15 protein-coding genes and 1 tRNA gene are annotated in these 13,890 nt (G+C 59.1%); 14 read left to right on the top strand and 2 right to left on the bottom strand.

Features of this window, described 5'->3' with window-relative positions; all coding sequences use genetic code 11:
• The first annotated feature begins 4 nt into the window (after nt 1-4).
• The 3 genes from AC1RQB_RS18105 (at nt 5) to AC1RQB_RS18115 (ending at nt 1,001) form a co-directional block, all read left to right on the top strand.
• Nucleotides 5-81 (top strand) — tRNA-Ile (locus AC1RQB_RS18105).
• A 199-nt stretch (nt 82-280) separates the two neighbouring features.
• Entirely contained in the window at nt 281-763 is a 483-nt protein-coding gene (locus AC1RQB_RS18110; protein WP_063342351.1) for a hypothetical protein, read from the top strand.
• Between the two features lie 4 nt (nt 764-767).
• On the top strand, nt 768-1,001 hold the full coding sequence (locus AC1RQB_RS18115) for a hypothetical protein (protein ID WP_063342350.1): 234 nt from the start codon (nt 768-770) through the stop codon (nt 999-1,001).
• Nucleotides 1,002-1,067: 66 nt separating this feature from the next.
• Here AC1RQB_RS18115 and AC1RQB_RS18120 read toward each other — a convergent pair whose 3' ends face one another.
• Nucleotides 1,068-1,211, bottom strand: coding sequence for a hypothetical protein (locus tag AC1RQB_RS18120; RefSeq protein ID WP_241824472.1), 144 nt, complete (start codon nt 1,209-1,211; stop codon nt 1,068-1,070).
• A gap of 453 nt (nt 1,212-1,664) precedes the next feature.
• Between AC1RQB_RS18120 and AC1RQB_RS18125 the strand changes: the two genes are divergently transcribed.
• Nucleotides 1,665-1,973: a DUF3077 domain-containing protein gene (locus AC1RQB_RS18125; protein ID WP_063342349.1), complete on the top strand. Its 309-nt coding sequence runs from the start codon at nt 1,665-1,667 to the stop codon at nt 1,971-1,973.
• A 70-nt stretch (nt 1,974-2,043) separates the two neighbouring features.
• Here AC1RQB_RS18125 and AC1RQB_RS18130 read toward each other — a convergent pair whose 3' ends face one another.
• Complete coding sequence (locus AC1RQB_RS18130) at nt 2,044-2,688, bottom strand: hypothetical protein (RefSeq protein WP_063342348.1); 645 nt, start codon at nt 2,686-2,688, stop codon at nt 2,044-2,046.
• Between the two features lie 138 nt (nt 2,689-2,826).
• Here AC1RQB_RS18130 and AC1RQB_RS18135 point away from each other — a divergent pair, with 138 nt between their 5' ends.
• The 10 genes from AC1RQB_RS18135 to AC1RQB_RS18180 all read left to right on the top strand — a co-directional run bounded on the left by AC1RQB_RS18135 (nt 2,827) and on the right by AC1RQB_RS18180 (nt 13,794).
• Nucleotides 2,827-3,288, top strand: a complete 462-nt coding sequence (locus tag AC1RQB_RS18135; protein ID WP_008067391.1) for an Lrp/AsnC family transcriptional regulator — start codon at nt 2,827-2,829, stop codon at nt 3,286-3,288.
• A 215-nt stretch (nt 3,289-3,503) separates the two neighbouring features.
• Nucleotides 3,504-5,186 (top strand): flavin monoamine oxidase family protein, encoded by a 1,683-nt coding sequence (locus AC1RQB_RS18140; RefSeq protein ID WP_008067390.1) that lies wholly within the window; start codon nt 3,504-3,506, stop codon nt 5,184-5,186.
• Between the two features lie 12 nt (nt 5,187-5,198).
• Nucleotides 5,199-5,993, top strand: a complete 795-nt coding sequence (locus tag AC1RQB_RS18145) for a carbon-nitrogen hydrolase family protein (RefSeq protein WP_063342347.1) — start codon at nt 5,199-5,201, stop codon at nt 5,991-5,993.
• A 38-nt stretch (nt 5,994-6,031) separates the two neighbouring features.
• Nucleotides 6,032-8,470 carry a pyrroloquinoline quinone biosynthesis protein PqqF gene (gene pqqF, locus AC1RQB_RS18150; RefSeq protein WP_063342346.1) on the top strand — a complete coding sequence of 813 codons (2,439 nt, stop codon included), beginning with the start codon at nt 6,032-6,034 and terminating at the stop codon, nt 8,468-8,470.
• 156 nt (nt 8,471-8,626) lie between these two features.
• Nucleotides 8,627-8,701 (top strand): pyrroloquinoline quinone precursor peptide PqqA, encoded by a 75-nt coding sequence (pqqA, locus tag AC1RQB_RS18155; protein WP_009045898.1) that lies wholly within the window; start codon nt 8,627-8,629, stop codon nt 8,699-8,701.
• Nucleotides 8,702-8,785: 84 nt separating this feature from the next.
• On the top strand, nt 8,786-9,697 hold the full coding sequence (pqqB, locus tag AC1RQB_RS18160) for a pyrroloquinoline quinone biosynthesis protein PqqB (RefSeq protein ID WP_063342345.1): 912 nt from the start codon (nt 8,786-8,788) through the stop codon (nt 9,695-9,697).
• Between the two features lie 127 nt (nt 9,698-9,824).
• Nucleotides 9,825-10,577, top strand: a complete 753-nt coding sequence (pqqC, locus tag AC1RQB_RS18165; RefSeq protein WP_063342344.1) for a pyrroloquinoline-quinone synthase PqqC — start codon at nt 9,825-9,827, stop codon at nt 10,575-10,577.
• The gene (gene pqqD, locus AC1RQB_RS18170; protein WP_063342343.1) at nt 10,574-10,849 is read left to right on the top strand and encodes a pyrroloquinoline quinone biosynthesis peptide chaperone PqqD; all 276 of its coding nucleotides are present in this window, start codon (nt 10,574-10,576) and stop codon (nt 10,847-10,849) included. The genes pqqC and pqqD overlap by 4 nt, the downstream gene beginning before the upstream one ends.
• Before the next feature lie 4 nt (nt 10,850-10,853).
• Nucleotides 10,854-11,996, top strand: a complete 1,143-nt coding sequence (gene pqqE / locus AC1RQB_RS18175) for a pyrroloquinoline quinone biosynthesis protein PqqE (RefSeq protein WP_198537232.1) — start codon at nt 10,854-10,856, stop codon at nt 11,994-11,996.
• Nucleotides 11,962-13,794, top strand: a complete 1,833-nt coding sequence (locus AC1RQB_RS18180; RefSeq protein WP_063342341.1) for a S9 family peptidase — start codon at nt 11,962-11,964, stop codon at nt 13,792-13,794. The genes pqqE and AC1RQB_RS18180 overlap by 35 nt, the downstream gene beginning before the upstream one ends.
• Nucleotides 13,795-13,890 lie beyond the last annotated feature (96 nt).

Here is a 13,890-nt window from a genome sequence, read left to right on the forward strand (position 1 = left end):
CTGAGGGCCTATAGCTCAGTTGGTTAGAGCAGAGGACTCATAATCCTTTGGTCCACGGTTCAAGTCCGTGTGGGCCCACCAAACAAGAAAGCCGCGCTAATGCGCGGCTTTCGTATTTCTGGGTCGGCTATCGCTGATACAGTCGTGTTCGTGCCAGGCGGATATTTCACCAGAGATGTAAGTCTTATTCAGAGTTTCCCTTGGTCTTTACCAAACATTTGCGAAAGCCCATGAGCTAAGAGAAACTCCCGCCTTTCCAGACTCGATAAGGATGCGAGCATTGAAGTTTGAAAGGGATCAGTTTTCCGGCAACCATGGAATTGTCTTCAACGTATCGCGCTTCACCCTGTCAACCAGTGAACGGGGTAGCCTCAGAACACTGCATTTTGGTGAGGCGAAAGCCGCCCACTATGAAGTGAGCAATCTGGTGGTGGAGCTCTACGACAAAATGCTCGCCAAGGATTTACCCTGCCAAATGATGGTCGGGATCTCCAAACCCCTGACCCGGAAACAGGGGGATTTACTCAATACCCAACGAACGAGTATCGCCAACCTCACCAGTGGTGTTTTCGCCGCAGCGGCAGGTAAGTTTATGCCCGGTGCGGCCATTCCGGTGGGATGGGCAGTCCGCGAGTTCACGCTGAGCAAATTGCCGACTTATCACGCCGGCGATGTCATCGTCAGCCTGGATGCGCAGGTCAGTGGTGGCATAGGCCCTCAGCACTCCGGAACGTCCATGATCATCAAGACTCAAGGCGGATAAGACCATGAACGAATATGGCCTGTACGCCGTGGCTTACGCAGTGTTCCTGCTGTTGTTCTTCTATCTGAAATCCTACGGCCTCAGAAAATGGCTGGGCATCGCTCTGGTCGCTCTGGGGGTTGCGAGTATTTTTATGCTGCCACCCTTCATCGCCGGCTTCGATCTGGGCATCGTTTCAACCAATGCTATCGGCATCGGGGCTACGCTGTTTTTTAGTCGGTCCCGGTATGCGACGTGAGCCATCGGAAGGCGAGGCAAAGAAATTAGACCGGCCGAGCCACCAAGACGACGACAGCAAAGGTCACTAGGGCCAGCGCGCGCCGAGCCCAAACGGCAGCAAGATCGCTCGGGTCACGGTGGGGGCCGGGCTACGCATGTCTTCGGCCAATATGGCCATGTCTCGGTGCAACTGCTCGATGCTGGCTTGAGTCGTGGGAGGTAAGGACATACTGCGTCTTCCTGTCGGGGCTCGGGTCGCGCTGTGTGCGCTGCTCCAAGGCGGGTCGTGCGTCATTTTTCCTGTCTGCCGTCCAGGTTATATTTTGCGCGGACGCTGGGTTATCGGATGACGCCCGCCAAGGTTGTAGGCAAACTCCGAGAATTGCGTAATGGGCGCATTTGGGCACTTTGCCGCCTTGTTGGGCTTTTCTTCGACGGGATACTCTCCAGACGTCGCTGCCAATGCAGCGATCGGGTGTGGTAACCCGGTGAAACCAGCGCAACAGTGCACTCATTACGAATACAGGCAGTTTTTGTTCCTGTGATCTTGATATGGCGGCTGTGCGTGGGACGCCCTCGGGCGTGCCGGTTTCCTTGGTTCCCGGTTTACCACCCTGCGTACAGCTGCCACCTTTTCGTGTGGTAACGAAAAGGGCAGCTCCTCGAACCCAGGAGTAGAACCATGACCAAAACAATTCCGCCCGCAGCTTCCGAGCTGAAAACCATCGGCTTCACGCCGTTCATATACAACTCGGACCAGCCACTGTTCCACGTCAGCGCGGGCGTCCCCATCGTCGACGCATTGACTCAAGCCTCCGACCTGCTATCCCTCGCAAAATCATTTGCCGAGGACGCAGCCTACGCAAAAGACACCGACCGCCACGCCTGGGCCGCACATTACCTGACGGCGATGAGCAAAGCGGTGATTGATGATGTGGTGAAAGTGCTGACACCGCGACCTGCCCGGACAGCGACGGAGTCCGAAGAATAGCGCCTGCACATTTCTTGAAACACGCCCCGATTTTTCGGGGCTTCCAGATCGTGATCGGGCGTTCGGATGCTTAAGCCCAAACACTCAACGCTGGTATCGCCCGCACGGGCACCAGCCCTTCAAGCACTTCACCCGTCAACACAACCTCATACGTATCCGCCCCCCTACCCCACTGCTCCACAATGACCATGCGCTCTACCAGAACCCCTGCCAATCCGGTAATCGTATCGGCCAATGCCTCCACGATTTTTTGAGCCCGCAACCACAAGCGATCATTAATCTCTGTCAGCTCAGCAATGATGCTGTCAGACGACGCTGGGTCCGTATCGGGGTAGGAGATATTTCGAAGCAAATACCGAAGCTCTCTTATTTTCGCGTAGTCCTGTTCCGCTCCAAACTCTCCTTTCAGGATGGCTGCCGCTTTCGACTTATCGACGCGTTTCTCGGGCGAATGCTTTGCAGGTAATGACTGCGCCATGGAGCCGGCGAAGAGGACCATTATCCGAGCCTCCAAATGTTCCTTCATGGCTTCGATCGACGAAATTGACCGACTCAAGGTAATGGAAGCCCCCCCATGGTGCGTCAGGCCCATGGTCACTTTCAGGGTCACATCACCCGTTTCAAAACCCAGGGCTCGGGCTACGACGTAATGCCCCATTTCGTGATTCGCAATCTGCAGTGCATAGTCTCGCAGAGCCGCTGGCATGCTCTTCATTTCGATCCCCTCGCTTCATAGCCCTTGGTTGCGCATTCGACTACGAGTGACAATTTGTGTCCATCCAATTAACCCGCTGAGGGCATGGAGTGCCTGTAACATGCCTGCCCATTGATCTGTGCCGCTGGAGATGCCCCTTTGCCTGACACCCGCCCGCCCGTCCTTGACGAAATCGACCGCCAATTGATCGCGGCCTTGCAAATCAACGCGCGCGAAAGTGTCGCCATGCTCGCCCGTCAACTGGGTATCGCCCGCACCACCGTCACGTCGCGCCTGGCGCGGCTGGAAAAGGCCAGAGTGATCACCGGTTATGGCGTGCGCCTGGGGCAACGGGTGGTGGATGGCGGATTGCAGGCATACGTCGGGATCACGGTGCAACCACGGTCCGGCAAGGAAGTGCTGCGTCGTCTCAGCGCCATGGCGCAGGTGCAGCAGCTGTGCGCGGTGAGTGGCGAATTTGATTATGTGGCGTGGTTGCGCACCGATTCGCCGGAGCAGCTGGATCAGTTGCTGGATCAGATCGGCAGTGTGGACGGGGTGGAGAAGACGACGACTTCGATCATCTTGAGCAGCAAGATTGATCGGGGGCAGCCGGTTTGAGTTTCTGACGATAGGTCTTCGGTGTTTGGTCGGACCTCTTCGCGGGCAAGCCTCGCTCCTACAGTATGTAGCGGCACGTCGTCATAGTGCGCAAACAATGTGCAAAACGACGACACATTGCGTCTTATTAACGTGTTCTACGCTCTCTAAAATGGCTGCCATCTTTTCCTATACTCAGACGCGCACTCTGCGTCAGGTCGCCAGCAAGGTCAGCCATGAACAAGAACAATCGCCATCCTGCAGACGGTAAAAAACCGGTCACCGTTTTCGGCCCGGACTTTCCTTTCGCTTTCGACGACTGGATCGAGCATCCGGCCGGGCTGGGCAGTATTCCGGCACACAATCACGGCGCCGAAGTGGCGATTGTCGGCGCCGGCATTGCAGGCCTGGTAGCCGCCTACGAATTGATGAAGCTGGGCCTTAAACCCGTCGTCTACGAAGCCTCGAAGATGGGCGGCCGTCTGCGCTCGCAGGCCTTCAATGGCGCTGAAGGCATCATCGCCGAGCTCGGCGGTATGCGTTTCCCGGTGTCGTCCACTGCGTTTTATCACTACGTCGACAAGCTCGGCCTCCAGACCAAGCCCTTCCCGAACCCGCTGACGCCTGCGTCGGGCAGCACGGTAATCGATCTGGAAGGTAAAACTCATTACGCACAGAAACTGGCGGATCTTCCTGCACTGTTCCAGGAAGTCGCTGACGCCTGGGCCGATGCTCTGGAAGCCGGCTCGCAGTTCTCCGATATCCAGCAAGCGATCCGTGACCGCGACGTGCCGCGCCTCAAGGAACTGTGGAACACCTTGGTGCCGCTGTGGGACGACCGCACGTTCTACGATTTCGTCGCCACCTCCGAAGCCTTCGCCAAGCTCTCGTTCCATCATCGCGAAGTGTTCGGCCAGGTCGGTTTCGGTACTGGCGGCTGGGACTCGGACTTCCCCAACTCGATGCTGGAAATCTTCCGCGTAGTGATGACCAACTGCGACGATCACCAGCACTTGGTAGTCGGCGGCGTGGAACAAGTGCCGCTGGGCATCTGGCGCCATGTGCCGGAGCGTTGCGTGCATTGGCCTGAAGGCACCAGTCTCAGTTCGTTGCACAGTGGCGCGCCGCGCTCCGGCGTGAAAAAAATTGCCCATGCACCGAACGGGCGTTTTACCGTCACCGATAACTACGGCGACACACGCGAATACGCGGCCGTACTGACCACCTGCCAGAGCTGGCTGCTGACCACCCAGATCGAATGCGACGAAAGCCTGTTCTCGCAAAAGATGTGGATGGCCCTGGACCGCACCCGCTACATGCAATCGTCGAAGACGTTTGTGATGGTCGATCGCCCATTCTGGAAGGACAAGGACCCGGAAACCGGTCGCGACCTGATGAGCATGACCCTCACCGATCGCCTGACCCGCGGCACGTACCTGTTCGATAACGGCGACGACAAGCCAGGGGTGATTTGCCTGTCGTACTCGTGGATGAGCGACGCGCTGAAAATGCTCCCGCACCCGGTGGAAAAACGCGTGAAACTGGCGCTGGACGCATTGAAGAAGATCTACCCGAAAGTCGACATCGCCGCGCGGATCATCGGCGATCCGATCACCGTTTCATGGGAAGCCGACCCGCATTTTCTCGGGGCTTTCAAAGGTGCGCTGCCCGGCCACTACCGCTACAACCAGCGCATGTACGCGCACTTCATGCAGGACGACATGCCGGCCGAGCAGCGCGGGATTTTCATCGCTGGCGACGACGTTTCGTGGACGCCGGCATGGGTCGAAGGCGCGGTGCAGACGTCGCTCAACGCGGTGTGGGGGATCATGAAACACTTCGGCGGTGAAACTCACGCCGAAAACCCGGGTCCAGGAGATGTGTTCAACGAGATCGGTCCGATCGCCCTGCCCGAGTAAGAGGAATCCGAAATGCGCGTAGCCCTTTACCAATGTCCACCGCTGCCCCTGGATGTCGCAGGTAATCTGCAACGCCTGCATCAACTGGCGCTGGAGGCCAAGGGCGCAGACTTGCTGGTGCTGCCGGAGATGTTCCTGACCGGCTACAACATCGGCATCGATGCGGTCAGCGTGCTGGCGGAGGTGCACAACGGTGAATCGGCGCAGCAAATCGCGCGCATTGCCAAAACGACGGGGATCGCCATTTTGTATGGCTACCCGGAGCGTACCGAAGACGGGCAGATCTACAACGCCGTACAGTTGATCGACGCCAATGGCGAGCGGTTGTGCAACTACCGCAAGACTCACTTGTTCGGCGACCTCGATCACTCGATGTTCAGCCCCGGGCCGGATGAGTTTCCGCTGGTTGAACTCAACGGCTGGAAGCTTGGCTTTTTGATCTGCTACGACCTGGAGTTCCCGGAAAACGCCCGGCGCCTGGCGTTGGCCGGTGCCGAGCTGATCCTGGTACCGACGGCGAACATGATTCCCTACGACTTCATCGCCGACGTCACCGTCCGCGCACGGGCCTTCGAAAACCAGTGTTATGTGGCTTACGCCAACTATTGCGGGCACGAAGGCGAGATCCAGTATTGCGGCCAAAGCAGCATCGCCGCGCCGGATGGCAGCCGCATCGCCCAGGCCGGACTTGATGAAGCGCTGATTGTCGGTGAACTGGATCGTCAGCTGATGATCGATTCCCGCGCCGCCAATCGCTACTTCCTCGACCGCCGTCCCGAGCTATACGGCGAGCTGAACAAGCGCTAATCCGCTAGCATTAGCGCTTCTCTGTTCTGGAAGTGCTCATGCCTGCGCTGAATCACCCTCGCCTCCACACTGAAACCCTCGCCAATGGCCTGCGGGTGACGCTGCGTCATGCTCCCGATTTGAAGCGTTGCGCCGCTGCGTTGCGGGTCGCTGCCGGCAGTCACGATGTGCCACTGGCCTGGCCGGGGCTGGCGCACTTTCTTGAGCATTTGCTGTTCCTGGGTACAGAGCGCTTTCCCGCAGGGCAAGGGCTGATGGCCTACGTGCAAGGTCATGGCGGGCAGGTGAATGCGCGAACCAGCGAACGTACGACGGACTTCTTTTTCGAGCTGCCGCCTCAGGCGTTTAACGGTGGGCTGGAGCGTTTGTCAGACATGCTCGCTCATCCGCGTATGAATCCAGACGATCAGCGGCGGGAACGAGAAGTGCTGCACGCCGAATTTGTCGCTTGGTCGCGGGATGCGACGGCCCAACAACAGTTCGCGCTGTACGATGGACTCTCGGCGGCTCATCCGTTGCGGGCGTTTCATGCGGGAAACCGTTACAGCCTGCCGGTGCCGCAACCCGAATTCCAGCAAGCGCTGAAGGACTTTTATCAGCGGTTTTACCAGACCGGGCAGATGACGCTGAGTTTGGCCGGGCCACAGAATCTCGATGAATTGAAGCGGATGGCACAGGTGTTCGCCGTTGCTATTCCCTCCGGCGAGAAAGTCCCTCAGACAAAACCCACCCTGTTGATAGATTCTTCAGACAATAGTTATCAACAGGCTGGAGAACGTCGGCTGGATCTGCTGTTCACCTTCGAAGCACTGCCCGACTCATCGCCCGAAGCGCTGGCGTTCCTGTGCCACTGGCTGAACGCCGAAAAACCCGGAGGCCTGTTCGCGCAGCTGCGAGAGCATGGGCTGGTGGACAACCTGAAAGCCACGCCGCTCTATCACTACGCTGGCCAAGCCTTGCTGCACATCGAATTCACACGGCCCGCCCACGCTACGCAACCGGACAATGTGATCGGCGAACAGCTTCTGGATTGGCTGGGCTTTTTTGCCTCCCATCAGGATTGGGCCGAATTGCGCGAAGAGTATGCAGCTCTGCTGCAGCGCCAACAGCAAGTCAGTAGCGCCTTGCAACTGGCCCGACGAGACAGCGAACAGCTTGAAGCCGGGTTGTCTGAACAGGGCGTCGTCGCCCTCAAGGCAATCCTCAAACAAATCGGCGCTGTGGATAACTTTACCGGCCAGTGGCAACTGCCGACTCCTAACCCGTTTTTGCGCGCCGAGACGCCAGCCCCGAATGCCGGATTGATTCGCGGCCAGACCAGCGCCCACCGCGGCCTGCGGACTTTTGCTCAGGATCGCTCACGCATTCGCCGCGAAAGATCGCCAATGCAATTCAGTCAGGCGTTGCCGGAAAACACCGATCAAGGTGCGGTTTATCTGCGCTGGCGCCTGGAGTTCGCGCCTCACAGCCGCCTTCAGTCGAATCTGGAAAACAATCTGCGGATGTTGCGCGAAGATGCGCGTCAGGCCGGTGTCGACTTTTCCTTCAGTGCTTCGGGCAACGAATGGCTATTGAAAATGACGGGGCTGCAGGAACCGATGCCGACAGTCCTCGAACATGCGCTGAAAGAACTGACAAAGCCTGATGCCGATTTCTCACAGGAAGCGCCGGCGGCCGTTGCATTGATGCCGATTCGACAGCTTCTCAAAGCATTGCCCGATCTATGCCATGAGCACAGCGTAGTCTCGGATGACCTGCAGCAACTCTGGTCGAGCGCACGCTGGGATGGCCTGGCGGCCGGCCTGTCAGCCCAGACACAAGCGGCGATGGGGCTTGCCTTGAGTCGTATTCCCGGCACTGCGGACAGTCAACTGACGCCGCCTCCGTCGATTCGCTCGCAGCATCTCTGGAACTCCGTCGATACCGCCTCCAGCGAACACGCACTGTTGCTCTTTTGTCCGACAGCCACCCATGACATCGCCGATGAAGCCGCCTGGCGTTTGCTCGCGCACGTGTGCCAGACGCCGTTCTACCAGCGCCTGCGGGTGGAGCTGCAACTTGGGTATGCCGTTTTCAGCGGACTACGCCAGTTAAACGGTCAGACCGGGCTGCTGTTTGGCGTGCAATCACCGAGCGTCGCGCCCCTGGATTTACTGGAACACATCGAACAGTTCCTCAGCGAATTGGAAGGGATGATCGAAAGCATCGATGACGCGACCTTCATTGCTCAACGCCAAGCCCTGGCCGATCAATTCGACAACATCGCCCTGCCCAACGCCCAGGCCGCCGAACTGCTCTGGCAAGGCAAACTGGCTGGCCACTCGTCGGATTACCTGAAGCATCTGCCTCAGGCGATTCTGATGATCGACCGTGAAGCCTTGCTGGCGGCGGCACAACGACTGAATCGGGCCGACGGTGGATGGCGCTGTCTGGCCAACGGACCGTGCCCCACTACGCTTTGGCAAGTGGCAAAATGATCATTACCGGTGCTGCAATTAGCTTTCTCAAAGATTCGTGGCCAATCGCTCTGTAATTTTGAGTAACATAGCCACCTAACTATCTGAACATCTCCGGCTGGAGGTGGACTATATGTATAGGTCTCAACTGTCCCATCCACCTGAAGGAGCGCTTCTATGTCCTGGTCCAAACCTGCTTACACCGACCTGCGTATCGGCTTCGAAGTCACCATGTACTTCGCAAGCCGCTAAGCTCTGCCGTCTGGTAGAGAATGCAGTGCTACGCCTCGGCTCGCCGGGGCGTTTTTATTTTCAGCTTTCAATGATGGAGCGGCCATGTTTGTCCAGATTCTAGGTTCCGCCGCCGGCGGCGGTTTCCCCCAGTGGAACTGCAACTGCGTGAACTGCGCAGGTTTTCGCGACGGCAGCCTGCGGGCCGAGGCGCGCACCCAGTCGTCCATCGCCATTTCCGATAACGGCGTGAACTGGGTGTTGTGCAACGCATCGCCGGACATCCGCGCCCAACTCCAGAGCTTCGCCCCGATGCAACCGGGCCGTGCCCTGCGCGATACCGGCATCAACGCGATCATCCTGATGGACAGTCAGATCGACCACACCACCGGCCTGCTCAGCCTGCGTGAAGGTTGCCCGCATCAGGTCTGGTGCACCGACATGGTCCACGAAGACCTGAGCACCGGTTTCCCTCTGTTCACCATGCTGACGCACTGGAATGGCGGGTTGAACTGGAACCGTATCGAACTCGATCAGAGCTTCACCGTCCCGGCCTGCCCGAACCTGCGCTTCACCCCGCTGCCCTTGCGTAGCGCCGCGCCACCGTACTCGCCGCACCGCTTCGACCCGCATCCGGGCGACAACATCGGCCTGATCGTCGAAGACCTGAGCACCGGCGGTAAACTGTTCTATGCACCGGGCCTGGGCAAGGTCGACGCAGCGCTGCTGAAGATCATGGCCAGCAGCGATTGCCTGTTGGTGGATGGCACGATGTGGGACGACGACGAAATGCAGCGCCGTGGCGTCGGCACGCGCACTGGCCGGGAAATGGGCCACCTGGCGCAGAACGGCCCTGGCGGCATGCTCGAAGTGCTGGAACAGCTGCCCAAGCAACGCAAAGTGCTTATCCACATCAACAACACCAACCCGATTCTCGATGAGGATTCGCCGGAGCGTGCGGAGCTGGCCCGTCGCGAGGTTGAAGTGGCGTATGACGGCATGAGTATTGTGTTGTAGCGGATGGCACCATCGCGGGCAAGCCACGCTCCCACAGTAGTTCGCGTAATCCTGTGGGAGCGGGCTTGCCCGCGAAGGCGTCAGACCAGACACCAAAGAATCCACCGGTTGTACCCGGAGAACAGCAATGACTGACACCGCAATGTCCCCCGCCGAATTCGAAGCGGCCCTGCGCGCCAAGGGTGCCTACTACCACATCTATCACCCGTATCACGTGGCGATGTATGAAGGCCGGGCGACCCGCGAGCAGATCCAGGGCTGGGTCGCCAACCGTTTCTATTACCAGGTGAACATTCCACTCAAGGATGCCGCGATTCTGGCCAACTGCCCGGACCGCGAGATTCGTCGTGAGTGGATTCAGCGTTTGCTGGACCATGATGGCGCCCCCGGCGAAGAGGGCGGCATCGAAGCCTGGCTACGCCTCGGCCAAGCGGTCGGCCTCGACCCGGATCAACTGCGCTCTCAGGAACTGGTGCTGCCTGGCGTGCGTTTCGCCGTCGATGCCTACGTCAACTTCGCCCGCCGGGCCCGTTGGCAGGAAGCCGCCAGCAGTTCGCTGACCGAGCTGTTCGCGCCGCAGATCCATCAATCGCGTCTCGACAGTTGGCCGCAGCATTACCCGTGGATCGACCCGGCCGGTTACGAGTATTTCCGTACACGTCTGGGCCAGGCGCGCCGGGATGTGGAGCACGGTCTGGCGATCACTTTGCAGCACTACACTACGCGGGAAGGCCAGGAGCGCATGCTGGAAATTCTCCAGTTCAAACTGGACATTCTTTGGAGCATGCTCGATGCCATGAGCATGGCCTACGAACTGAACCGCCCGCCGTACCACAGCGTGACCGAACAGCGGGTCTGGCATAAAGGAATCACCTTATGAGTTTCGATCGCAGCAAAACCCCGACCTGGCGTCCCGGCTACCGTTTCCAGTACGAACCCGCGCAAAAAGGCCATGTGTTGCTCTACCCGGAAGGCATGATCAAACTCAATGACAGCGCTGCGCTGATTGGTGGTTTGATTGATGGTCAACGGGATGTCGCGGCGATCATCGCCGAATTGAAAACGCAATTCCCCGACGTGCCCGAGCTCGGTGACGACATCGAGCAATTCATGGAGGTTGCCCGTGCTCAGCACTGGATCGAACTTGCCTGATTCCGTGTTAGACAAGTTACCGCCCAAGCCTGAAATCGGCCTGCCACTGTGGTTGCTGGCCGAGCTGACCTATCGCTGCCCGCTGCAGTGTCCGTACTGCTCCAATCCATTGGATTTCGCCGAGCAAGGCAAAGAGTTGACCACCGAGCAGTGGATCAAAGTCTTTCGCGAAGCCCGGGAGATGGGTGCGGCGCAGCTGGGTTTTTCCGGCGGTGAGCCGCTGGTGCGCCAAGACCTCGCCGAGTTGATCTTTGAAGCGCGCAAGCTGGGTTTTTATACCAACCTGATCACCTCCGGCATCGGCCTCACCGAACAGAAAATCAGCGACTTCAAGAAGGCCGGTCTGGACCACATCCAGATCAGTTTTCAGGCCAGCGACGAGCAAGTGAATAACCTGCTGGCCGGCTCAAAAAAGGCCTTCGCGCAAAAGCTCGAAATGGCTCGCGCGGTGAAGGCTCACGGCTACCCGATGGTGCTGAACTTCGTCACCCATCGGCACAACATCGACAAGATCGACCGGATCATCGAGCTGTGCATTGCCCTTGAAGCGGACTTCGTCGAACTCGCGACGTGCCAGTTCTACGGCTGGGCCCAGCTCAATCGGGTCGGCCTGTTGCCGACTAAAGAACAATTGGTTCGCGCCGAACGCATCACCAATGAATACCGCGCCAAACTGGAAGCCGAAGGGCATCCGTGCAAGCTGATTTTCGTTACGCCGGACTATTACGAAGAACGCCCGAAAGCCTGCATGAACGGTTGGGGCAGCATTTTTCTGACAGTCACGCCGGACGGAACCGCGCTGCCTTGCCATGGTGCCCGACAGTTGCCAGTGCAGTTTCCCAACGTGCGTGACCACAGCATGCAGCACATCTGGTACGACTCGTTCGGTTTCAACCGCTTTCGCGGCTACGACTGGATGCCCGAGCCGTGCCGTTCCTGCGACGAGAAAGAAAAGGATTTCGGCGGCTGCCGCTGTCAGGCATACATGCTCACGGGTGACGCGAGTAACGCCGACCCGGTGTGCAGCAAGTCGGAACATCACGGCGTGATTCTCAAGGCCCGCGAAGAAGCCGAACACGCGACCCAGACCATTGAACAACTGGCCTTTCGCAATGAACGAAACTCACGCCTCATCGCCAAAAGCTGAACCCTTGAGCGCCGCCAGGGCTGTCGCGGCGGGCATCGACTTCGCCGAGTTACAGGTCGGGCAACATGGCCTGTTCTGGAACGAATACCGCCCCGAGGACGCCGCCTGCCGGATCTGGCAGTGGCGCGACGGCCAGGCTCGTTGCCTGACGCCGCCCACCTTCAGTGTGCGCAGCCGGGTGTACGAATATGGCGGAGGCGCGTTTTGTCTGACCGATGACGGGCTGGTTTTCGTCAACGAGGCCGATCAGCAGCTGTATCGGCAATCGCTGACCGGTGAGGCGCCTGAGGTCCTGACTTCAAATGAATGCCGCTACGGCGATCTGCAGTTCGCCGACGGGCAGGTGCTGGCGGTGGAAGAGAACCGCGATAAACATCGCCTGGTGGCGATCGATCTGGTTGACGGCCAACGTCATCTGCTGGCCGAAGGTGCCGACTTCTACTCGGCACCGACCTTGAGTCCTGACGGTCAGCGTCTGGCCTGGATCGAGTGGAATCGCCCGGATCAGCCCTGGACCGCTACTCGCCTGATGGTTGCCGAACGCCAGAGCGATCACACCTTCGCGCAACCGCGCTGTGTGGCGGGTGACGGTGACGAGGAGTCACTGCAACAACCTCGATTCGATGACAGCGGTCGTCTGTTTTGTCTGACGGATCGCGGCGGTTTCTGGCAGCCGTGGGTGGAGTCGGGCAACGGTCTGAGTCCACTCCCAAGCGCTGCCGCCGACCATGGTCCGGCGCCTTGGCAACTGGGTGGTTGCACCTGGTTACCGTTGGGCGAAGACACTTATCTGGCGAGTTGGACCGAAGGTGGTTTTGGTCGACTGGGGCTTTGTCATGGCGATGGTTCCTGTGACGATTTCACTGGCGACTACAGCCGCTTCCGCCATCTCGCACAGGATGCACGGTTCATCTACTGCATCGCTGCTTCGCCGGTCAGTTCATCGGCAATCATTGCCATCGACCGTGAAACACGCCAGGTCAACGTTCTGGCCGGCGGTATTGCACCGCTGCCCGCCGAACAGATCAGCCGCCCGCAAACCCTGCGCTATCCAAGCGGTTCGGGCGAGGCCCATGGTTTCTTCTACCCGGCGATGACCAACGACACGAAACCGCCGTTGGTGGTGTTCATTCACGGCGGCCCGACTTCTGCCTGCTACCCGATGTTCGACCCGCGGATCCAGTATTGGGCACAACGCGGCTTCGCCGTGGCCGACCTCAATTACCGAGGCAGCAGCGGCTATGGCCGGGCTTATCGCCAGGCGTTGCATTTGAGTTGGGGCGATGTGGATGTGGAGGATGCCTGTGCGGTGGTGGCCTATCTCGCCGAACGTGGACTGATCGACGGCGACAGGGCGTTTATCCGCGGCGGCAGCGCCGGCGGGTACACCACGTTGTGCGCACTGGCCTTTCACAAGGTCTTTCGGGCGGGCGCCAGCCTGTATGGCGTCAGCGATCCCGTTGCGCTAGGCCGTGCTACGCACAAGTTCGAAGGTGATTATCTGGATTGGTTGATCGGCGACCCTGAACAAGACGCCGAACGCTACGCCGCGCGCACGCCATTGCTGCACGCGAATGACATCAGCGTTCCGGTGATTTTCTTTCAGGGCGAACTGGACGCCGTGGTGGTGCCGCAACAGACCCGCGACATGGTCACTGCGCTACAGGACAACGGCCTTCTGGTCGAAGCGCATTATTACGCCGACGAGCGCCATGGCTTTCGCAAGGCCGGCAATCAGGCCCATGCGCTGGAGCAGGAGTGGTTGTTTTATCGGAGGGTGATGGCGCTCGCGGGCTGAAGTCTTCGCTCAGTGCAGGTATTTGCGGTGCCCCCATTCGCGAGCAAGCCCGCTCCCACACTGGACCTTCTGTGAACACATTATGTGTGAACACCA

The organism is Pseudomonas sp. GW822-FHT02E03, assembly GCF_058802325.1.

Excerpts from the sequence above, each read along its gene's own strand:
- pqqF (WP_063342346.1), top strand. The coding sequence starts at position 6,032 with ATGCCTGCGCTGAATCACCCTCGCCTCCACACTGAAACCCTCGCCAAT.
- AC1RQB_RS18140 (WP_008067390.1), top strand. The coding sequence starts at position 3,504 with ATGAACAAGAACAATCGCCATCCTGCAGACGGTAAAAAACCGGTCACC.
- AC1RQB_RS18115 (WP_063342350.1), top strand. The coding sequence starts at position 768 with ATGAACGAATATGGCCTGTACGCCGTGGCTTACGCAGTGTTCCTGCTG.
- AC1RQB_RS18180 (WP_063342341.1), top strand. The coding sequence starts at position 11,962 with ATGAACGAAACTCACGCCTCATCGCCAAAAGCTGAACCCTTGAGCGCC.
- pqqD (WP_063342343.1), top strand. The coding sequence starts at position 10,574 with ATGAGTTTCGATCGCAGCAAAACCCCGACCTGGCGTCCCGGCTACCGT.
- AC1RQB_RS18125 (WP_063342349.1), top strand. The coding sequence starts at position 1,665 with ATGACCAAAACAATTCCGCCCGCAGCTTCCGAGCTGAAAACCATCGGC.
- AC1RQB_RS18120 (WP_241824472.1), bottom strand. The coding sequence starts at position 1,211 with ATGTCCTTACCTCCCACGACTCAAGCCAGCATCGAGCAGTTGCACCGA.
- pqqB (WP_063342345.1), top strand. The coding sequence starts at position 8,786 with ATGTTTGTCCAGATTCTAGGTTCCGCCGCCGGCGGCGGTTTCCCCCAG.
- AC1RQB_RS18130 (WP_063342348.1), bottom strand. The coding sequence starts at position 2,688 with ATGAAGAGCATGCCAGCGGCTCTGCGAGACTATGCACTGCAGATTGCG.
- AC1RQB_RS18145 (WP_063342347.1), top strand. The coding sequence starts at position 5,199 with ATGCGCGTAGCCCTTTACCAATGTCCACCGCTGCCCCTGGATGTCGCA.
- pqqC (WP_063342344.1), top strand. The coding sequence starts at position 9,825 with ATGACTGACACCGCAATGTCCCCCGCCGAATTCGAAGCGGCCCTGCGC.